Source organism: Bradyrhizobium sp. A11 (assembly GCF_042077125.1).
Classification (GTDB): Bacteria; Pseudomonadota; Alphaproteobacteria; order Rhizobiales; family Xanthobacteraceae; genus Bradyrhizobium; species Bradyrhizobium japonicum_B.
The window spans coordinates 3,074,376-3,095,240 of the sequence record NZ_CP149509.1; the positions used below are offsets into that span (position 1 = coordinate 3,074,376).

The following is a 20,865-nucleotide window of genomic DNA, read 5'->3' on the forward strand; positions in this document are numbered from 1 at the left end:
TCCTAGTATTCCGGAGACCCTCCATCCGCGGGAGCGACAGCGATGGCCGACCCACGCCGCGTCGAGTTCGGCGATTTTCTCAGATCCCGCCGCGAGAAGCTGTCGCCGAAGACCGTCGGGCTTCCGGCAGGGCGCCGCCGGCGCACCGCGGGGCTGCGCCGCGAGGAGGTCGCGCAGCTGGCCGGTATCGGCGTCGACTGGTACATCCGCCTCGAGCAGGGCCGCACCGTCAGCCCGTCCGTCACCACCATCGACGCGCTGGCCCGTGCGCTCCGTCTGAGCAAGGCCGAGCACGCGCACCTGAAGGCATTGGCGCGTGATGGCGCCAGAGGTGCGTTCACGCGCGAGATCGTGCCGGCGCCGATCCGGCGGATGATCGCGAGCCTGCAACAGCCGGCCTATGTCACCGGGCGGCGCTGGGACGTGCTGGCCTGGAACGAGGCCGCCGAGGATATCTTCGGCTTCGGGCAATTGCCCGAGCAGGATCGCAACACGCTGCTGCTGGTGCTGACGAACAAGCAGACGCGAAAGTTCTACGGCGCGAGCTGGACCGACGTCGCCAGGAGCATGGTCGCGATGTTTCGCGCCACCCACGACGTCTGGGCCGGCGATCCCGCCTTTGCGGAGCTGCTGACGCGGCTGCGCCAGGGCAGCCCGGAATTCGTCAAATGGTGGGAGGCCCACGACATCCGCAGCACGATGTCCGGCTTCAAGACCATGAACCACCCGACCAGGGGCCTGCTCCGGTTCGAGCACACCAGCTTCCAGGCCAACGACGACCCCGCGCTGAAATTGGTGATCTACACGCCGGTCGAGAGGGAGGACTGATCGGCAGGCTTCAGCTTCTCCAGATCGACGGCGAGGACCACGCGGTGAATATCGACACGGCTGCGATCCGGCCCGCGACCTCGCCGGAACCTTAGCGCCTTCATGAGGTTATCAGGACGCGCGGGGCGTCGAGCTCTCGCTGGCGTCGTCGTGGCCGGAAGCGGATGTCGCGAGGTTGCCTTGAACGCTATTCGGTGAAACGAGCAAGTGTCGGGGGGAGGCAGATGACAACGGCGGCCGGGGGGACCTCGACCGATCGCAATGCCGTCCTGGCTGCACTTGGCGACTACATCCGAGAGATCAATAATCCCGACGATCTTGCCTACGCCGCGGCTGAGCTGCTCGGCCGGAGTCTGAAGGTCAGCCGGGCAGGCTATGGCACGGTCGATACTTCCGCCGAAACCATCACCATCGTCCGCGACTGGAACGCGCCGGGCATTTCGAGCCTCGCTGGCGTGCTGCACTTTCGCGACTATGGCAGCTACATCGAAGATCTGAAGCGGGGCGAGACCGTCGTCTGCGCCGATGCGGAAAAAGATCCCCGCGTCGGCGACCGCGCCGCAGCGCTCGAAGCCATCTCTGCGCGCGCGCTCGTCAATATGCCGATCTCCGAGCCCGACGGGGTCGTGGCGCTGCTGTACCTCAATAACGCGGCGCCGCGCGAATGGAGCCCTGACGAACTGGAGCTCATCCGCGACGTCGCCGAGCGCACCCGCACCGCGGTCGAGCGTCGCCGCGCGGAGACGGCCGTGCGGGAGAACGAGGCCAGGCTGCTCTTTCTGGACGCACTCAACAAGGAGACGGCCAAGATCCAAGATGCCGATGGTGTGATGGCGGTGACGACCAGGATGCTCGGCGAGCATCTCGGCGTTTCCAATTGCGCCTACGCCGACATGGATCCCGATCAGGACGGCTTCACCATTCGCGGCGATTGGGCCGCGCCCGGCGCGATGCACATCCTTGGGCATTACAGCCTGGCCGATTTCGGCCGGAAGGCGGTGCGAGAGCTTGGAGCCGGCAGGCCTCTCATCATCAACGACAATTTGAAGGAGATCGCGCCCGAGGAAGCTGCCGCGTTCCAGAATATCGGGATCGGTTCGACGATCTGCATGCCCCTCGTCAAGGAGGGCCGGCTCACTGCCCTGATGGCCATTCATCGCCGCGGCCCGCACCGCTGGACGTCGCGCGAGCTCGCCTTGCTCTCCGAGGTGACCGAACGATCATGGGCGCATATCGAGCGCGTCCGCTCGGAGCAGGCGGCCCGGGACGCGGCCGAACGGCTGGTCCTCGCGAACAAGGCGGCCGGCATCGGCACATGGGACTACGACCCGGTCAGCGACGTCTTGCGATGGGACAGCCGTTGCAAGGAGGTGTTCGGCCTCTCGCCGGACGCCGAGGTGAGCTATGAGGGATCGTTCCTGAAGGGCATGCATCCCGACGACAGGCAGCGCGCTCACGAAGCCGTCTCGGCGGCGCTGAATTCTCAGGCTCCGACGAGCTACAACATCCAATACCGAACCGTCGGCATCGAGGACGGTATCGAGCGCTGGATCGCCGCGACGGGGCAGGCCATCTTCTCCAACGGCCAGGCTGTTCGTTTCATCGGGACCGTGCTGGACATCTCGGCGCAAAAGAAAACCGAGCGCCACCTGAGAATATTGAACGACACCGGCGCGTCGGTGGCCCGCGAGCGCGACCTCGATAAGATCGTGCAGATCGTGACGGATGCCGGCGTCGAGCTGACGGGCGCGCAGTTCGGGGCCTTCTTCTACAATGTCGTGACGGCGGATGGCGGCAGTTACATGCTTTATTCGCTGTCGGGCGTGCCGCGATCCGCTTTCGAGAGATTCCCGATGCCGCGCAGCACGGCCGTGTTCGAGCCGACGTTCAAGGGCGTGGGCGTGGTGCGGTCCGACGACATCCTGCAGGACCCGCGCTATGGCAAGAATGCGCCGCGGAAGGGCATGCCCGAGGGCCATCTTCCGGTTCGATCTTACCTTGCGGTGCCAGTGATCTCGCGAACGGGCGAAGTCCTGGGCGGGCTCTTCTTCGGCCACGCCGAGACCGGCAAATTCCAGGCCGAGCATGAGGCCGCGTTGCTCGGAATTGCCGGTCATGCCGCCACCGCGATCGACAACGCCCAGCTTCTGACCCGGCTCGAGGCGCTCAATGCCGAGCTGGAGCAGCGCGTCGCCGACGAGATCGCCGAGCGCATGAAGGCCGAGGAGCAATTGCGGCAATCCCAGAAGATGGAAGCCGTCGGGCAGCTGACCGGCGGGATCGCGCACGACTTCAACAACATGCTGGCCGTGATTCTCGGCAGCTTGAATCTCGCCAAGCGACGGCTCGGCAAGGGAGAGGTCAACATCGACCGTTTTCTCGAGGGGGCCATCGACGGTGCGAACCGCGCGGCCACCTTGACACAGAGGCTGCTCGCGTTCTCGCGGCAACAGCCTCTGGCGCCTGAAGTCGTGGACATCAACAAGATGGTCGGGGGGATGAGCGAGCTGCTCGAACGCTCGCTCGGAGAGCTTATTCGCCTCGAGACCGTGCTGGCGGCCGGCCTTTGGCGCGTCAAGGCCGATCCGGCCCAGCTGGAAAGCGCCATTATCAATCTCGCGGTCAATGCGCGCGATGCCATGCCGAAGGGCGGCCGGTTGACGTTGGAGACCAGCAACGCCTCGATCGACCGCAAATATGCCCGGGAATATGCATTGTCGCCCGGGCAGTACGTCTTGATTGCGGTCACGGACAACGGCACCGGAATTCCGACCGACCTGCTGGGAAAGGTGTTCGATCCGTTCTTCACGACCAAGGTCGTGGGCAAGGGCACCGGTCTCGGCCTCAGTCAGGTCTACGGCTTCGTGCGGCAGTCGGGCGGGCACGTGAAAATCTACTCGGAAGTCGACGTCGGCACGACGGTGAAGATCTATCTTCCGCGCTTCGCGGGCGAAGAGGCTGTCTCGACTTCGTCGCCAGGCGCGGCGCATCCCGGTGCAAGCCTTCAGGGCGAGACCATCCTCGTCGTCGAGGACGATGAGCGGGTCCGCAGCGTCTCGTCCGAAAGCCTGCGTGAGCTTGGCTATACGGTCGTCGAAGCGGCGAGTGCCAAGGAAGCGATCAGGACGATTGAAGAGGGTTTCGTTCCAGATCTGCTGTTTACCGACGTCGTCATGCCCGACATGACCGGCGCCGAACTTGCTACCGAGTTGTCGAAGCGACGCCCGGATCTGAAGGTGCTGTTCACCACCGGTTACACGCGCAACGCCATCGTCCACAACGGCATGCTCGATGCCGGCAAGCATCTGCTGTCCAAGCCCTTCGCGATCGAAGACCTCGCTGCCAAGGTTCGCAGTCTGCTCGACGAGGGTTGAAGAGATATCGCATCGCGCCGCGCGCTTGCGCTCAAACATGAATGCAAATGTTGGCGGTGCGAGCGAAAATGTGGCGACAATGAGGAGCAGTCGCGTTCGCACAGTTTCAACTCGCCATCACGCGAATGTGCGCGCGGCGCTGTTACGCGAGTCCGCAGCCTATGCCTCGTCGCGAACATTGGAACAACGGGAAGACACTTGTTTCAAAGGGTTTCGGGCGCGCGCTGATAAATCTTCATTAATGAAGCGCGGCCCTTTGGCGCCAACTGTGTCGTCGCGGTTACAGCAATTCTGTCGATCGCTGATATGACGACGGCACGGCCCGGGGGCCTCTGAAGAAACTGGAACGGGAATCAAATGAGAAAGAATTTGTTGCTTGCCGCTGTGAGCCTTGTCGCGCTGAGCGCGGCTGCGCCGGCGCTGGCTGCTGACCTCGCGGCGCGGCCTTACACCAAGGCTCCGCCGGCGGCGCTCGCTGCGGTGTACGACTGGAGCGGTTTCTACATCGGCATCAACGGCGGCGGCGGTTCCGCGCACAGCACCTGGGATCTCGTCGGTGGTGGCCGCGAAGGTTCGCACGACGCGACCGGCGGGACGGTCGGTGGCCAGATCGGCTATCGCTGGCAGTCCGGTCAGTTCGTGTTCGGCCTCGAAGGCCAGGGCAACTGGGCCGACTTCACGGGCGACAACGTCAGCGCACTGTTCGCCACCCGCAACCGCACCAAGATCGACTCGTTCGGCCTGATCACCGGTCAGGTCGGTTACGCCTGGAACAACGTGCTGCTCTACGTCAAGGGCGGTGCGGCTGTCGTCGGCGCCAAGTACGACGTTTACAGCACGGCTTCGGGCGCGCTGCTGTCCTCGAACGACCAGACCCGTTGGGGCGGCACGGTCGGCGCTGGTCTCGAGTTCGGCTTCGCGCCGAACTGGTCGGTTGGCGTCGAATACAACCATATCTTCCTGTCGGACAAGGACGTCACCTTCGCCGGCCTCGCGGGAACCGACCGCATCAAGCAGGACGTCGACATGGGCCTCGTCCGCCTGAACTACAAGTTCGGCGGCCCGATGCTCGGCCGTTACTGAGACCGATCGCTCTCCTGGGAGCGGTCGTCGAGAGCCCCGGCCTTTTGGCCGGGGCTTTTTTATTGCGTCATTTCATCGAGTTAACCATGGACCTTGGCGGTCGTCCGGCGCGCTTGACTCCTCAGAACAAAATGAGAACAATGTTCTTCATACGTTCTAGCAAGGGAGCGAGACATGTTCAGGGTTTTCGTCGAAGAGGCCGCCGCACTGGCGTCGATCACGCTGTTCGTCGGGATGATCGCGATCTGGGCTCAAGTGATACCGCAGCTCTGATTCCGCCGCTTGAAGGCGGGAGTCCCGTTGGCCCTTGGGGAAAAGCAGGACGACGCGGCCAATTGGCCGCTCGGGCGTGGACTCTGAAGCTGCGGCACCTCACCATTGCGAGGCGAGTCGGCAAAAGAGGGCAGATGCAGGGTGCATGATGCCTTGGGGAGCCGGCGACCGCTCCATTCCATCTGCAAGAGGCCGTCACGCGACCATGCCGAGCGCCGGATTTGTCCACCTTCACGTTCACTCGGCCTATTCGCTGCTCAAGGGCTCGATCAAGATCGCCAAGCTCGCCGAGCTTGCCAAGAAGGACCACCAGCCGGCGCTGGCGCTGACCGACACCGACAACATGTTCGGCGCGCTGGAGTTCTCCGACAAGATGGCGAGCTCCGGCATCCAGCCGATCGTCGGCTGCGAGCTGGCGATCGATTTCGGCGATCAGGATCCGAATGCGCGCAACGCGATGGGGCCCTCGCGCGTGGTGCTGCTGGCAGCGCAGGAGCGCGGCTATCGCAGCCTGATGCGGCTGAACTCGCGCGCGTTCCTGGAGACGCCGGACACCCATGCCTCCCACATCAAGTTCGACTGGCTCGAGGGCGAGACCGAGGGCCTGATCGCGCTGACGGGCGGACCGGACGGGCCGATCTCGCTGGCGCTCGCCGGCGGTCATGCCGAGCTCGCCGCCTTGCGCTGCGAGCGTCTGGCCGGCCTGTTCGGCGATCGCCTCTACATCGAATTGCAGCGTCACAACACCGAGAAGGAGCGGCGGGTCGAAAGCGGCTTGATCGACATCGCCTACGCCAAGGGCCTGCCCCTGGTCGCGACCAACGAGCCTTATTTCGCGACGACCGACGATTACGAGGCGCATGACGCGCTGCTCTGCATCGCCGGCGGGCGGCTGATCGCCGAGACCGAGCGCGAGCAGCTCACGCCCGATCATCGTTTCAAGACGCGCGCCGAGATGGCGGTGCTGTTCGCCGACATTCCCGAGGCGCTGGCCTCGACGGTGGAGATCGCAGAGCGATGCTGCTTCCGCCCGATGACGCGCAAGCCGATCCTGCCGCTCTTCACCGTCGGCGCCGCGCAGAGCTCGGACGCCGCGTCGGTGGAGGCCGCCGAGCTGAAGCGCCAGGCGGAGGAGGGGCTCGCCAACCGTCTCCGCGTTCACGGCCTGTCGCAGGGCACCACCGAAGAGGACTACAACAAGCGCCTGGCGTTCGAGCTCGACGTCATCATGCGCATGAAATACGCGGGCTACTTCCTGATCGTGTCCGACTTCATCAAATGGGCGAAGAGCCAAGGCATTCCGGTCGGGCCGGGCCGCGGCTCCGGCGCCGGCTCGCTGGTTGCCTGGGCACTGACCATCACCGACCTCGATCCGATCAAGTTCGGCCTGCTGTTCGAGCGGTTCCTCAATCCCGAACGCGTCTCGATGCCGGACTTCGACATCGACTTCTGCCAGGACCGCCGCGGCGAGGTGATCAGGTACGTCCAGGAGCGTTACGGCCGCGACCAGGTCGCGCAGATCATCACTTTCGGAACGCTGCAGGCGCGCGGCGTGCTGCGCGACGTCGGCCGCGTGCTGCAGATGCCCTATGGCCAGGTCGATAAGCTGACCAAGCTGGTGCCGCAGAATCCGGCGGCACCGGTGACCCTTGCGGCCGCGATCGAGAGCGAGCCGAAGCTCCAGGCGTTCCGTGACGAAGATCCCATCGTGGCGCGCGCCTTCGACATCGCGCAGCGCCTCGAAGGCCTGACGCGGCACGCCTCGACCCACGCCGCCGGCATCGTGATCGGCGATCGCCCGTTGAGCGAGCTCGTGCCGCTCTACCGCGATCCCAAATCCGACATGCCGGTGACCCAGTTCAACATGAAATGGGTCGAGCCGGCCGGCCTCGTCAAATTCGACTTCCTCGGCCTGAAGACGCTCACCGTCCTCGACGTCGCGGTGAAGCTGCTCAAGCCGCGCAACATCCACGTCGATCTCGCCACGCTGCCGATCGACGATGCCGAGAGCTACCAGATGCTGGCCCGCGGCGAGGTGGTCGGCGTGTTCCAGGTTGAAAGCCAGGGCATGCGTCGCGCGCTGGTCGACATGCGCCCGGACCGTTTCGAGGACATCATCGCGCTGGTGGCGCTGTATCGGCCGGGCCCGATGGCGAACATCCCGACCTATTGCGCGCGCAAGCACGGCGACGAGGAGCCGGAATACCTGCATCCCGTGCTGGAGCCGATCCTGAAGGAGACCTTCGGCGTCATCATCTACCAGGAACAGGTGATGCAGATCGCCCAGGTGATGTCGGGCTATTCGCTCGGCGACGCCGACCTGCTCCGCCGCGCCATGGGCAAGAAGATCCGCGCCGAGATGGACAAGCAGCGCGACATCTTCGTCGCCGGCGCGGTGAAGAACGGCGTGCCGAAGGGGCAGGCCGAGACCATCTTCGAGCTGCTGGCGAAGTTCGCCGATTACGGCTTCAACAAGAGCCACGCGGCAGCCTACGCGCTGGTGTCCTACCACACCGCCTACATGAAGGCGCATTACCCGGTGGAGTTCATCGCGGCGTCGATGACGCTTGATCTCAACAACACCGACAAGCTCTCCGAATTCCGCTCCGAGGCGCAGCGCCTCGGCATCAAGGTCGAGCCGCCGAACATCAACCGCTCCGGTGCGACCTTCGAGGTCGGCGACAAGACCATCTATTATGCGCTAGCAGCGCTCAAGGGCGTGGGCATCCAGGCGATCGAGCAGATCATCGAGGAGCGCACCAAGCGCGGATTGTTCACCTCGCTCGCCGACTTCGCCGCGCGGGTCAATCCGCGCGCGATCAACAAGCGCATCATCGAAAGTCTCGCTGCCGCCGGCGCCTTCGACACGCTGGAGCCGAACCGCGCCCGGGTCTTCGCCGGCGCGGACTCGATCCTGGCCGCCTGCCAGCGCGCGCATCAGGCCGAGACCATCGGCCAGAACGACATGTTCGGGATGTCGGCGGATGCGCCGACCATCATGCTGCCGCAGATCGAGCCCTGGCTGCCGGCCGAAAAGCTCCGCCGCGAATACGACGCCGTCGGCTTCTTCCTGTCGGGCCATCCGCTCGACGATTACGCCACCGTGCTGAAGCGGCTCCGGGTGCAGAGCTGGGCGGAATTCTCGCGCGCGGTGAAGACCGGCGCCACCGCCGGCAAGGTCGCCGCCACCGTGGTCTCGCGCATGGAGCGGCGCACCAAGACCGGCAACAAGATGGGCATCATGGGACTCTCCGATCCCACCGGCCATTTCGAGGCGGTGCTGTTCTCCGAAGGCCTCGCGCAATATCGCGACGTGCTGGAGCCGGGCGCCGCCGTGCTGCTGCAGCTCGGCGCCGAGCTGCAGGGCGAGGACGTCCGCGCCCGCGTGCTGCATGCCGAGCCGCTCGACGATGCCGCCGCCAAGACGCAGAAGGGCCTGCGCATTTTCGTGCGCGACACCAAGCCGCTGGATTCGATCGCCAAGCGTCTGGCCGGCCCCGACATCGCGGCCTCGAACGGCGCTGCGCCGAAGGTCGGCAGTCCCGGTATCGCGCCGCGCGGAAACGGCGACGGCGAGGTCTCGCTGGTGATGATGCTCGACCTCGAGACCGAGGTCGAGATGAAGCTGCCCGGCCGCTTCAAGGTCTCGCCGCAGATCGCCGGCGCAATCAAGGCGGTCGCGGGCGTGGTGGACGTGCAGCAGATCTGACGCGGCCTGCATCGCCGCAAACCAAAGCTTAACTATCAAGCTCACGCATGGTTTCGAAGTCTGCCGGGCACAGCTATCAGTTGCTTCCCGGCGCGCAACCAAGAAAGAACAACCATGTGTGACAAATGCTCTGAAAATCCGCATCAATCGCTCGCTCCCTCCCGCCGCTCGATGATGCTCTTCGCCGCTTCCGCGCTCGGAGCTGCTGCGCTTGGCGGGGCGGCGTCGGCCAAGGAGGCGAAGGCGCCGCCGAAACCCCAGAACGTGCTGTCGCCCGATGCGGCGCTGAAGCGGTTGATGGAGGGCAATTCGCGCTACGTGTCGGGCGTGTCGCGCCGCCACGATTTCAAGCATGAGCGCGAGGCTCTGGTCGGCGGCCAAAATCCCTACGCGGCCGTTCTGAGCTGCGCCGATTCGCGCATCGCGCCCGAATATGCCTTCGACAGCGGACGCGGCGATCTGTTCGTGTGCCGCGTCGCCGGGAATTTTGCCGGCGATGAGACCGTTGCGAGCATGGAATACACCGTCGCCGTGCTCGGCACGCCGCTGATCCTGGTGCTCGGCCACGACAATTGCGGTGCCGTCGACGCCACGATCAAGTCGCTGAAGGACGACAAGCCGCTGCCCGGGCACATCCCGACGCTGATCTCCGCGATCGCACCGGCGGTGAAGACGGCGGCCCAGCAGAGCGGGAATGCGCTCGACAACGCCATCCGTCAGAACGTCGTCGATAACGTCGCCAAGCTGAAATCGGCCGCGCCGATCCTCAATGCGGCGGTCGAGCAGGGCAAGCTCAAGGTGGTCGGCGGCATCTATCGGCTGAGCACGGGGGCCGTCGAGTTGCTGGCCCAGAGCTGAGTGCATCGGATGCCAGACGGCCGCGCCTCTAGCCGTGAGAGGCCGGCCGCCAGACGTTCGGCCGGCTCGATTGTCCGGTCTGATCGCATGTTGGGGACTTGAACGAGCCTCGCGCGTATTCCAGGCTGCGCCGCGGTTGCCGTGAGGCTGCTGCGGCGCTGACGCGCGCGGCGGCATGGCCACGCCACCGCCTCAATCCGAGCTTTTCGTTCAAGCGCCGTTCAGCCGGCCGCGCGCCTGATGCGTGGTGGCACCTCAACAAGAATAACGGGCAGGCGAGCCATGCGTGGGACCTTCAGAGCCTTCATTTGCCTTCTCCTGCCGATCGTGGCCCTGGCTGCCGGCGCGCCGGGCGCGGCCCGCGCGCAGCAGCCGGAAAAGCGCATCGCGCTCGTGGTCGGCAACGGCGCCTATGCCAAATCGCCGCTGGCGACCACCGCGAACGATGCCGGCCTGATCGCGCAGACGCTGCAGGCGGCCGGCTTCGACGTCGTCGGAGCGCGCGATCTCGACGGCGACACGCTGCGCAAGAGCCTTCGCGACTTCATCCAGAAGGCCCAGGCCTCCGGGCCGGGAACCGTCGCGATGATCTATCTTGCCGGCTATGGCGTGCAGCTTGCCGGCGAGAACTATTTCATCCCGGTCGATTCCAACATCGCGCGCGATACCGACATTCCGACCGAAGCCCTGCGCATCAGCGATTATGCGCGTCAGCTCGCTGCCATTCCGCTCAAGGCCAACATCCTTGTGCTCGACGCGGCCCGCGCGCAGCCCTTCATCGAGGGCGGTCAGCCGATCGCGGGCGGTCTGGCGCTGGTCGAGCCCGATGCGAACATGCTGATCGCGTTCAACGCGGCGCCCGGCACCGTCGCGCCGGAGGAGCCGGGGCCGTACGGCATCTATGCGCAGTCGCTGGCCGAGATGATCCGCACCGGCGGCCTGCCGCTGGCGGAGGTGTTCGACCGTGTGCGCCTGCGCGTTAACGAAGCCAGCAAGGGCGCGCAGGTGCCCTGGCACGAGCAGAAGATCTCGGCGCCATTCTCGTTCTTCGAGCGCGGGCCCGACGCGCCGCCGCCGGAGGCCGGACCCGACCAGGTCGCTACGATCCGCAGCAAGCCGATCCGCGATCTCGGCGTGCAGGACGCCTATGCCGCCGCGCTCACGCGCGACACGCTGGCGGCCTATGAGGAATTTCTCGCCGCGTATCCGGGCGATCCGCTCGCAAAGCGCGTCTTGGCGATCGTGGCGGCGCGCCGCGAGGCGATCACCTGGAGACGGACCTATCGCGCCGATACGCCGGACGCCTATTGGTCGTATCTGCGCCGCTATCCGCGCGGACCGCATGCGGGCGATGCCCGGCGCCGCCTCGCGATCCTGACCGCGCCGCTCGAGCCGCCGCCGACATTCGCGATGCTGGACTACGACGTGCCGCCACCGCCGCCGGAGGAGGTGATCTATGTCGATCGTCCGGTGCTGTATTTCAGCGATCCCGATTTCGGCTTCGCGCCGCCACCGCCGCCGGCGGTCTATTACCTGCCGCCGCCGCCGCCGGATTTCGTCGTGCTGCCGCCGCCGCTGCCGGTGATCGGCCTGTTCGTGCTGCCGCAGCCGGTGTTCGTGCCGATCCCGGTGTTCGTCCGGCCGCCGCTCTATGTCGCGCCGCCGCCGAACAACATCATCTACCAGAACATCCACAATACGACGGTGATCAACACGGTGATCAATCGCCCGCCGGCACCTGCGCCGGCTACGGGGCAGGGGTCTGGACCGGCCAATCTGGCGCCCGCGGTTGCCGGCCGTGCCAACCCGGCGGGCCCGGCCGTGCCGCAGGCGGTCGCGCAGCGCGCCGCGCTGATCCAGCAGGGCAAGGCACCGATGCCGCCGAGCGCGACGATCCAGCCGGCGGCAAGGCCGGGTATCCCGGCACCTGCTCCGGCGAATGTCGCTCCCACCACGACAGCGCAGCCACCGGCCGCGGCCAAGCTGCCTCCGGCCAATCCCCTGCCGGCGCCGGCGGCTCCTGGCGCTCCGCCGACAGGGCCGGCGGTCGCGCCCGGTGCTGCCGCGCCGAACGCAGCACCGAGTCCGACCGCGACGGCCCCTGCTGGCAACGCCGCGGTGACGCCGCAGCCACCAGCACCAGCCAAGCTGCCACAGGCAAACACACTGCCGCAGGCGAACACGCTGCCGGTCCCCGGGACTCCTGGCGGACCGCCGCCAGCTGGTGCAGGGCGCGCGCCCGGCGCTGCCGCATCCCCCGGCAAACCCGTTGCGACCACCACGCCGCCTGCCGGCAACATTAAGGCCGCGCAGCCGAACGCGGCGGCGCCCAACCAGCCGCCGTCCGGGACTGACCGGCGGGGCAGGCCGACCGGTCCGCAGCCGGGCGCATTGCCGCCTCCGAGCACGGCCACCGGCCGGCCGGGGATCCCGAGCGCGGTCAGGCCGGCGGCGCCTCCGCCGCCACCGGTGGCAGCGCGGGAGCCGTCGAGAGTTCCAGATCGCCGGCCCGGTCCGCCGCCGCAGGCCGCCAAGCCCGTCGCGCCGCCACCGCCTCCGCAGGCTCTGGCGAGACCGACGCCGCCGCCACCGCCACGGGTCGCACCGCCTCCACCGCTCCGGGCTGCGCCACCGCCCGTGGCCGTGGCACGGCCGGCCCCAGCGCCGCCCGTGGCCCGGCCCGCACCGCCGCCAATGGCGCGGCCGGCGCCACCTCCGCCTCCGGTTGCACGGCCCGCGCCGCCGCCACCGCCTGTTGCGCGGTCAGCGCCGCCGCCGATGGCCGCCACGCCGCCGCGTGCGGCACCGCCCCCGCCGCCGCCGCGGCCCGCCGGGCCTCCCTCAAAGCCGTGCCCGCCCGGCCAGCCGAGGTGCTAGCCGGTCGAGGAGGGCGCCGGGAATCGGCAGCAGCGTGACGACCGCAGCTTTCGGGCGGCCGCGACGGCCGCCTTATTTCCTTGCTTCTGGCCGAAATGGCGCTATATAGCGCGCCATCTCACACGGAAACATGGCTCACAAGGCCGTCCGGTGGCAGCCGGGGCGAACGCTCCGTTTTGCTCACACGTTTCCGGAGGAACCAACCGGAGAATCAGAACGATGGCACTACCCGATTTCACTATGCGTCAGCTGCTCGAAGCTGGCGTGCACTTTGGTCACCAGTCGCACCGCTGGAATCCGAAAATGGCTCCGTTCATTTTCGGCACCCGCAACAACATCCACATCGTCGATCTCGCCCAGACCGTGCCGATGCTGCACCAGGCCCTTCAGGCCGTCAGCGACACGGTGGCCAAGGGCGGCCGCATCCTGTTCGTCGGCACCAAGCGCCAGGCGCAGGACGGCGTCGCGGACGCGGCCAAGCGCTGCGCGCAGTATTTCGTCAATTCGCGCTGGCTCGGCGGCACGCTGACCAACTGGAAGACGATCTCGGCCTCGATCAAGCGCCTGCGTCACCTCGACGACGTGCTGGCCGGTGGCGATGCCAGCTCCTACACCAAGAAGGAGCGCCTGACGCTTCAGCGCGAGCGCGACAAGCTCGACCGCTCGCTCGGCGGCATCAAGGACATGGGCGGCCTGCCCGACCTGATCTTCGTGATCGACACCAACAAGGAAGACATCGCGATCCAGGAGGCCCAGCGCCTCAACATCCCGGTCGCCGCGATCGTCGACACCAATTCGGACCCGAAGGGCATCACCTATGTGGTGCCGGGCAATGACGATGCCGGCCGCGCCATCTCGCTGTATTGCGATCTCATCGCGCGTGCGGCGATCGACGGCATCTCGCGTGCCCAGGGTGATTCGGGCATCGACGTCGGCGCCTCGGCCCAGCCGGTCGCCGAGGAGCTGCCGGCGGCGTCGTCGAGCGGCTTCCAGGGCCTTGCAGGTCCGCGCGGCACCGCCGACGACCTCAAGAAGCTCCCGGGCGTGTCGGGCACGATCGAGAAGAAGTTCAACGACCTCGGCATCTTCCACTACTGGCAGCTCGCCGAGCTCGACCACGACACCGCGCACAAGATCGGCGAAGAAGTCGGTCTGCCGAGCCGCGCGGATGCCTGGGTGGCCAAGGCCAAGGCGCTGACCGCGGAAGCGGAATAGTCGAGAGAGCGATGGGCTGGCCGGACGAGATCCGGCCACCATTTCAGTTGACGCGAATTCCTGAGATGGACCGCGGCGGGGCGCCTCCAAGCCACGCCGCGGCGAACCGGCAGGCACAAAGGATTTTCAACGATGGCAACGATCACAGCTGCGATGGTCAAAGACCTGCGCGAGTCGACCGGCGCGGGCATGATGGACTGCAAGGCCGCGCTGACCGAGAACGACGGCAACATGGAAGCGGCGCAGGATTGGCTGCGCAAGAAGGGCCTGTCCAAGGCCGCCAAGAAGTCGGGCCGCGTCGCCGCCGAAGGTCTGATCGGCGCGCTCACCAAGGGCACCAAGGGCGTCGTGGTCGAGGTCAATTCCGAGACCGACTTCGTCGCGCGCAACGGTCAGTTCCAGGGCCTGGTCAAGATGATCGCCCAGGTCGCATTCGACGTCGGCGCCGATGTCGAGAAGATCAAGGCCGCCAAGGTCGGTGACGTCACCGTCGAAGCCGCAATCAATGACGCGATCGCCACCATCGGCGAGAACATGACGCTGCGCCGCGCAGCTTCGCTCGAGGTGAGCCAGGGCGTCGTGGCGCATTACGTCCACGGTGCAGTCGTCGACGGCGCCGGCAAGATGGGCGTGATCGTGGCGCTGGAATCGCCGGGCAAGGCCGACGAGCTCGCTAGCCTCGGCCGCCAGATCGCGATGCATGTCGCCGCCGCCAACCCGCTCGCGCTCGATCCGTCCGGTCTCGATCCGGCGGTCGTCAAGCGCGAGAAGGACGTGCTCGCCGACAAATATCGCCAGCAGGGCAAGCCCGAGAACGTGATCGAGAAGATCGTCGAGTCCGGCCTGAAGACCTATTACAAGGAAGTCTGCCTGCTCGAGCAGGCCTTCATCCACGACACCGGCAAGTCGGTGGCGCAGGCGGTCAAGGAAGCCGAGGGCAAGGTCGGCGGCGCCGTGAAGATCGCCGGCTTTGTGCGCTATGCTCTCGGTGAGGGAATCGAGAAGCAGGAAAGCGACTTCGCGGCCGAGGTCGCCGCGGCCAGCGGCAAGAAGTAAGCGCCGGAACGTTCCTTCCGGCGTGCCGCCGGAAGCGGCGCCCGGACAAGGAAAAGTGCTCATGACTGATCCGGTCTATCGTCGCGTCGTGATCAAGCTGTCCGGCGAATATCTCGCGGGACAGCAGGGCTTTGGCATCGACCAGCCGACCGTCGACCGGGTTGCCGACGATCTGATCGCGGCCCGCAAGCTCGGCACCGAGGTTGCGGTGGTGATCGGCGGCGGCAACATCGTGCGCGGCGTCGAGGTCTCCAGCCGCGGTGTGTCGCGCCCGACCGGCGATACCATGGGCATGCTTGCCACCATGATGAACTGCCTCGCGCTGGAGGCGGCGATCGAGCGCAAGGGCACGCCGGCGCGGACGTTGTCGGCCTTCGTCATGCCCGAGATTTCCGAGCTGTTCACCCGCACTGCGGCGCACAAATATCTCGCCGAAGGCCGCATCGTGCTGCTCGGCGGCGGAACCGGCAATCCGTTCTTCACCACCGATACGACCGCGGTGCTGCGCGCCGCGGAGATCGGCGCCCAGGCGGTGCTGAAGGCGACCAATGTCGACGGCGTCTACTCGGCGGATCCGAAGAAGGATCCCGCCGCCACGCGGTTTGACCGGCTGACCCATTCGCAGGCGATCGAGGGCGGCTACAAGGTGATGGATGCGACCGCCTTCGCGCTTGCCCGCGAGACGTCGCTGCCTATCATCGTATTCTCGATCGCGGAGCCGGGGTCGATCGGCGCGATTCTGCGCGGCGTCGGCCACGGGACCATCGTCGCCGGCTGAAGGCTCGTCTGGCGCGCCCGAAAGGGAAGGCGCGGGAGCGGTCGCCGGGATTTTGAAGGAGAAACGTGATGCCCACGGGTAATTTCGACCTCAACGAAGTGAAGCGCCGCATGCAGGGCGCCGTCGCCTCGCTCAAGCACGAGCTCGGCGGCTTGCGGACGGGCCGCGCCTCCGCCTCGATGCTCGATCCGGTGCAGGTCGATGCCTATGGCGGTCACATGCCGCTGAACCAGCTCGCCACCGTCAGCGTGCCGGAGCCGCGCCTGATCTCGGTGCAGGTCTGGGACAAGTCGATGGTCAAGGCGGTGGAGAAGGCGATCGTCGATTCCAATCTCGGCCTGTCGCCCGCGACTGAAGGCCAGGTGCTGCGCCTGCGCATTCCCGAGCTGAACGAGGAGCGGCGCAAGGAATTGGTGAAGGTCGCGCACAAATATGCGGAAGCCGCCAAGGTCGCCGCGCGCCACGTCCGCCGCGACGGCCTCGACGTGCTCAAGAAGCTGGAGAAGAATCACGAGATGTCGGAGGACGACCAGAAGCGTCACGCCGACGAGGTGCAGAAGGCGACCGACGGCACCATCGCCGAGATCGACCAGTTGTTGGCCGCCAAGGAAAAAGAAATCCTCACCGTTTAAGGCATCGCCTTCATGTCCAACGCCGCCGCGCCCGCAACGGAAGGACCTGACAGGTCCGAGGCGCCTGCGCATGTCGCCATCATCATGGATGGCAACGGGCGTTGGGCGGCCGCGCGCGGCCTGCCGCGTGCGGAGGGGCATCGCCGCGGCGTCGAGGCGCTGCGCCGCGTCGTGCGGGCCTCGCACGAGCTCGGCATCCGCTATCTCACCATCTTCTCGTTCTCGTCGGAGAACTGGTCGCGCCCGGCGAGCGAGATCGGCGATCTCTTCGGCCTGCTGCGCCGTTTCATCCGCAACGACCTGGCGAGCCTGCATCGCGACGGCGTCAAGGTCCGCATCATCGGCGAGCGCGAGGGGCTCGAGAGCGACATCTGCGCGCTGCTCAACGAGGCCGAGGAGCTGACACGCGACAATTCCCGCCTCACGCTCGTCGTCGCCTTCAACTACGGCTCGCGGCAGGAGATCGCCAAGGCGGCGCAAAAGCTCGCCCGCGAGGTCGCGGAAGGAAAACGCGATCCGGCCACGATCGATGCCGAGACGCTCGGGGCGCATCTCGATGCGCCCGACATTCCGGATCCCGATCTCATCATCCGCACCAGCGGGGAGCAGCGCCTGTCGAATTTCCTGATGTGGCAGGCCGCCTATAGCGAACTCGTGTTCGTGCCGATCCACTGGCCCGACTTCGACAAGGCGGCGCTCGAAGGCGCGATCGCCGAATTCGCCAGGCGCGAGCGCCGTTTCGGCGGCCTGGTCGCGAAAACCGCCTCGTGAGCGAACACGATTCCGCACCGGTGGGCGCCAAGCCCGCCCCGAGCAATCTGGTGATGCGAATCCTCGCAGCGCTGGTGCTGGCGCCGCTGGCCATTGCGATCGCTTATGCCGGCGGTTGGCTCTGGGCGCTGCTCGTGACCCTCGTCTCGATCGGGCTGTTCGCGGAATGGCTGACGGTGGTCGGCGCAGGCTCGGCCGCGCTGACCGGGGCGGGGACGGTCGTCATCGCCATGATGGGCGCCGCCGTGACTTTTGGCGGGCTCAAGACCTCCGTCGTCGTCGGTCTCGTCGGCGGCGCGATCGTGACGCTGATCGCGCGCGGCAAGTTCGTCTGGGCAGCGACCGGTTTTGCCTACGCAGCGGCGGCGTTGCTGGCCTCGATCCTGCTGCGCAAGGACCTCGTCAACGGCTTCTCCGCGCTGATGTTCGTGCTGCTCGTGGGTGTGGGCGACCGATATCGGCGGCTATTTCGCCGGCCGCAGCATCGGCGGGCCGAAGCTCTGGCCGCGCGTGAGCCCGAAGAAGACCTGGTCCGGTGCGCTCGGCGGCTTCGTGGCGAGCCTTGCGGTGGCCGGAGGTTTTGCCGCTTGCGGCATCGGCAAGGCAGTTCCGCTGCTCCTGGTTAGTGCCGTCCTGTCGGTGGTGTCGCAACTCGGCGATCTCTTCGAATCCGCCGTGAAGCGGCGCTTCGGTGTCAAGGATTCCAGTCACTTAATTCCCGGCCATGGCGGGCTAATGGACCGCCTGGACGGCTTTGTCGCCGCCATCCTGGCGGCTTGGATTATCGGCTTTCTCCGCCATGGTGTGCATAGCGCCGGAAGCGGTCTTATGGTTTGGTGAGGATATGAGCGCGGTCCCATTGCGAAACAACAAGGCTGCGGCGTCATCCGTCCGCAGCGTCACGGTTCTCGGCGCCACCGGCTCGATCGGCGACAGCACGATGGATCTGCTGCGGGCCTCGCCCGAGCGCTACCGCGTCGAAGCGCTGACGGCGAACGGCAATGTCGCGGCGCTGGCGAAGCTCGCAAAGGAATTTTCCGCGCGCTATGTCGCGATTGCCGACGCCTCCAAATTCGCCGAGCTCAAGGCCGCCCTGGCGGGAACGAGCACGGAATGCGGGGCCGGCGAAAGCGCGGTGATCGAAGCCGGCGCGCGTCCGGCCGGTTGGGTGATGGCGGCCGTGAGCGGCGCTGCCGGATTGAAGCCGGCACTGGCGGCGGTCGATCGCGGCGCGCATGTGGCGCTAGCCAACAAGGAATGTCTGGTCTGCGCCGGTGATTTCTTCATGCAGCGTGCCGCCAAGGCGGGCGCCTGCATCCTGCCGGCCGATTCGGAGCACAATGCGCTGTTCCAGGCGCTGAGCTCCGGCAATCGCGACGAACTGGTCCGCGTCATCATCACGGCCTCGGGCGGTCCGTTTCGCACCTGGAAGCCGGCGGACATCGAGCAGGCGACCCTCGCGCAGGCCCTGAAGCATCCGAACTGGAGCATGGGCCAGAAGATCACGATCGATTCCGCCTCGATGATGAACAAGGGCCTCGAGGTGATCGAGGCGTCCTATCTGTTCGCGCTCGCGCCCGAGGAAATCGACGTTCTCGTTCATCCGCAGTCGATCATCCACGGCATGGTCGAATTCTCCGACTGCTCGGTGGTGGCCCAGCTCGGCGCGCCCGACATGCGCACCCCGATCGCGCATTGCCTCGGCTGGCCGGACCGGATCAAGGGGCCGGCGGCCAAGCTGGACCTCGCCAAGATCGGTCAGCTGACCTTCGAGGCGCCCGATTTCGAGCGCTTCCCCGGCCTGCGCCTGGCGTTCGATTCGCTCAGGACCGGGAAGGGGGCGACCACGGTCTACAACGCGGCCAACGAGGTCGCGGTCGCCGCGTTCATCGCCGGCAAGATCCGGTTCGGCGCGATCGCCCGGCTGGTGGAGGCGACGCTGGACGACTGGATCCGCAGCGGGAACCAGGCACCTCTGACGTCCGCGGACGATGCAATCTCTGTTGACCATGTTGCGCGAAATAGGGCTGCCGCCCTATTGCCTCAAATTGCCTTAAAGGCATCCTAGTTGGTTCGGACCAGGGCCTTGCGGCTCTGGAAGAGGGAATTCGATGATCGATTTTTTCACCCATAGTTTCAATACGTTGAGCCATGGGGTCCTGGGCTACGCGGTTCCCTTCCTGTTCGTCCTGACGATCGTCGTGTTCTTCCACGAGCTCGGCCACTTTCTGGTCGCGCGCTGGGCAGGCGTGCGGGTGCTGACCTTCTCGCTCGGTTTCGGCCCCGAGCTGATCGGCTTCAACGACCGCCATGGCACTCGCTGGAAGGTGTCGGCGATCCCGCTCGGCGGCTACGTCAAGTTCTTCGGCGACGAGAGCGAGGCCTCGACCCCGTCCGCGCAGACGCTTGCATCCATGTCGGCCGAGGAGCGCTCCGGCAGCTTCCACCACAAGAAGGTCGGCCCGCGCGCCGCAATCGTTGCGGCCGGCCCGATCGCCAACTTCATCTTGGGTGCGCTGATCTTCGCCGGCATGGCGCTGTATTACGGCAAGCCGAGCACGATCGCGCGCGTCGACGGCGTCGTTGCCGACGGCGCCGCGGCTGCGGCAGGTTTCAAGGTCGGGGACGTGGTCGTCCAGATCGACGGCAAGCCGATCGAGAGCTTTGCCGACATGCAGCGAATCGTTGCGATGAACGCGGGTTCGGCACTTGCCTTCCAAGTGAAGCGGGACGGTACCATCGTCTCGCTGACGGCGACCCCGGCGCTGCTCGAGCGCAAGGATCCGTTCGGCAACAGCCACCGTCTCGGCGTGCTCGGCATCGAGCACAAGGCTCAGGCCGGCGAGGCCTCGACCGCCCCCGTGGGCATCGGCGAGGCACTCAAGATCGGGGTCGAACAGGTCTGGTTCATCATCACCAGCACCTTCAAGTTCCTGGGCTCGCTGTTCGTGGGGCAAGGCAATCCCAACGAGGTCAGCGGCGTCCTGGGAATCGCGAAGATGTCGGGGCAGGCGGCCAGCGCCGGGTTCCAGTTCGTGATCAACCTGTGCGCGGTGCTGTCGGTGTCGATCGGCCTGCTGAACCTGTTTCCGATCCCGCTGCTCGATGGCGGCCACCTTATGTTCTACGCGGCGGAAGTGCTCCGTGGCCGGCCGCTGTCCGAGCGCACCCAGGAGATGGGGTTCCGAATCGGGCTCGGCTTGGTGCTGATGCTGATGGTGTTTGCGACCTACAACGACATCCTGCGGATGGCGGCATCTTGATGGAGGCTTTTTTGTGGCGTTGCTGTTGAGCAACGTCTTGGAATGAAATTGAAATCACGACGCTTTCGGCCGTTTGCGGCGTCGGCGAAATTGGCTACAAGCGGCCTCGACTTGGGGAATCTCCGGACCGGCGTTGGGGTTGGGTCTG

At 66.4% G+C, this 20,865-nt stretch carries 13 protein-coding genes and 1 pseudogene; all 14 read left to right on the plus strand.

The window, feature by feature from the left end; translation table 11 throughout:
- Positions 1-42: 42 nt before the first annotated feature.
- The 14 genes and pseudogenes from WI560_RS14190 (at position 43) to rseP (ending at position 20,717) form a co-directional block, all read left to right on the plus strand.
- Complete coding sequence (locus WI560_RS14190) at positions 43-828, plus strand: helix-turn-helix transcriptional regulator (protein ID WP_375308482.1); 786 nt, start codon at positions 43-45, stop codon at positions 826-828.
- Between the two features lie 224 nt (positions 829-1,052).
- Positions 1,053-4,202 (plus strand): GAF domain-containing protein, encoded by a 3,150-nt coding sequence (locus WI560_RS14195; protein WP_375308483.1) that lies wholly within the window; start codon positions 1,053-1,055, stop codon positions 4,200-4,202.
- A gap of 357 nt (positions 4,203-4,559) precedes the next feature.
- A complete protein-coding gene (locus WI560_RS14200; protein WP_375308484.1) occupies positions 4,560-5,285 on the plus strand; it encodes an outer membrane protein in 726 nt (241 codons plus the stop codon).
- A gap of 478 nt (positions 5,286-5,763) precedes the next feature.
- On the plus strand, positions 5,764-9,267 hold the full coding sequence (gene dnaE, locus WI560_RS14205; RefSeq protein WP_375308839.1) for a DNA polymerase III subunit alpha: 3,504 nt from the start codon (positions 5,764-5,766) through the stop codon (positions 9,265-9,267).
- A 114-nt stretch (positions 9,268-9,381) separates the two neighbouring features.
- Positions 9,382-10,125, plus strand: coding sequence for a carbonic anhydrase (locus WI560_RS14210; protein WP_375308485.1), 744 nt, complete (start codon positions 9,382-9,384; stop codon positions 10,123-10,125).
- Between the two features lie 282 nt (positions 10,126-10,407).
- Positions 10,408-13,002: a caspase family protein gene (locus WI560_RS14215; RefSeq protein ID WP_375308486.1), complete on the plus strand. Its 2,595-nt coding sequence runs from the start codon at positions 10,408-10,410 to the stop codon at positions 13,000-13,002.
- A gap of 219 nt (positions 13,003-13,221) precedes the next feature.
- Positions 13,222-14,217, plus strand: a complete 996-nt coding sequence (locus WI560_RS14220) for a 30S ribosomal protein S2 (RefSeq protein ID WP_375308487.1) — start codon at positions 13,222-13,224, stop codon at positions 14,215-14,217.
- A 132-nt stretch (positions 14,218-14,349) separates the two neighbouring features.
- Positions 14,350-15,273 carry a translation elongation factor Ts gene (tsf, locus tag WI560_RS14225; protein ID WP_375308488.1) on the plus strand — a complete coding sequence of 308 codons (924 nt, stop codon included), beginning with the start codon at positions 14,350-14,352 and terminating at the stop codon, positions 15,271-15,273.
- A gap of 61 nt (positions 15,274-15,334) precedes the next feature.
- Positions 15,335-16,051 carry a UMP kinase gene (gene pyrH, locus WI560_RS14230; RefSeq protein ID WP_028136110.1) on the plus strand — a complete coding sequence of 239 codons (717 nt, stop codon included), beginning with the start codon at positions 15,335-15,337 and terminating at the stop codon, positions 16,049-16,051.
- Between the two features lie 68 nt (positions 16,052-16,119).
- Positions 16,120-16,683, plus strand: a complete 564-nt coding sequence (gene frr / locus WI560_RS14235; protein WP_028136111.1) for a ribosome recycling factor — start codon at positions 16,120-16,122, stop codon at positions 16,681-16,683.
- Between the two features lie 12 nt (positions 16,684-16,695).
- Positions 16,696-17,454, plus strand: a complete 759-nt coding sequence (locus WI560_RS14240) for an isoprenyl transferase (protein ID WP_126257374.1) — start codon at positions 16,696-16,698, stop codon at positions 17,452-17,454.
- Positions 17,451-18,294 (plus strand): annotated as a pseudogene (locus WI560_RS14245) (phosphatidate cytidylyltransferase). The gene WI560_RS14240 and the pseudogene WI560_RS14245 overlap by 4 nt, the downstream one beginning before the upstream one ends.
- Before the next feature lie 4 nt (positions 18,295-18,298).
- Positions 18,299-19,522 (plus strand): 1-deoxy-D-xylulose-5-phosphate reductoisomerase, encoded by a 1,224-nt coding sequence (gene dxr, locus WI560_RS14250; RefSeq protein ID WP_375308489.1) that lies wholly within the window; start codon positions 18,299-18,301, stop codon positions 19,520-19,522.
- A gap of 43 nt (positions 19,523-19,565) precedes the next feature.
- Positions 19,566-20,717 carry an RIP metalloprotease RseP gene (gene rseP, locus WI560_RS14255; protein ID WP_375308490.1) on the plus strand — a complete coding sequence of 384 codons (1,152 nt, stop codon included), beginning with the start codon at positions 19,566-19,568 and terminating at the stop codon, positions 20,715-20,717.
- Positions 20,718-20,865: the final 148 nt, after the last annotated feature.

Coding starts and splice junctions, on each gene's coding strand:
- WI560_RS14220 (WP_375308487.1), top strand. CDS start 13,222: ATGGCACTACCCGATTTCACTATGCGTCAGCTGCTCGAAGCTGGCGTG.
- WI560_RS14200 (WP_375308484.1), top strand. CDS start 4,560: ATGAGAAAGAATTTGTTGCTTGCCGCTGTGAGCCTTGTCGCGCTGAGC.
- WI560_RS14210 (WP_375308485.1), top strand. CDS start 9,382: ATGTGTGACAAATGCTCTGAAAATCCGCATCAATCGCTCGCTCCCTCC.
- rseP (WP_375308490.1), top strand. CDS start 19,566: ATGATCGATTTTTTCACCCATAGTTTCAATACGTTGAGCCATGGGGTC.
- WI560_RS14190 (WP_375308482.1), top strand. CDS start 43: ATGGCCGACCCACGCCGCGTCGAGTTCGGCGATTTTCTCAGATCCCGC.
- WI560_RS14215 (WP_375308486.1), top strand. CDS start 10,408: ATGCGTGGGACCTTCAGAGCCTTCATTTGCCTTCTCCTGCCGATCGTG.
- tsf (WP_375308488.1), top strand. CDS start 14,350: ATGGCAACGATCACAGCTGCGATGGTCAAAGACCTGCGCGAGTCGACC.
- dnaE (WP_375308839.1), top strand. CDS start 5,764: ATGCCGAGCGCCGGATTTGTCCACCTTCACGTTCACTCGGCCTATTCG.
- dxr (WP_375308489.1), top strand. CDS start 18,299: ATGAGCGCGGTCCCATTGCGAAACAACAAGGCTGCGGCGTCATCCGTC.
- frr (WP_028136111.1), top strand. CDS start 16,120: ATGCCCACGGGTAATTTCGACCTCAACGAAGTGAAGCGCCGCATGCAG.
- WI560_RS14240 (WP_126257374.1), top strand. CDS start 16,696: ATGTCCAACGCCGCCGCGCCCGCAACGGAAGGACCTGACAGGTCCGAG.
- WI560_RS14195 (WP_375308483.1), top strand. CDS start 1,053: ATGACAACGGCGGCCGGGGGGACCTCGACCGATCGCAATGCCGTCCTG.
- pyrH (WP_028136110.1), top strand. CDS start 15,335: ATGACTGATCCGGTCTATCGTCGCGTCGTGATCAAGCTGTCCGGCGAA.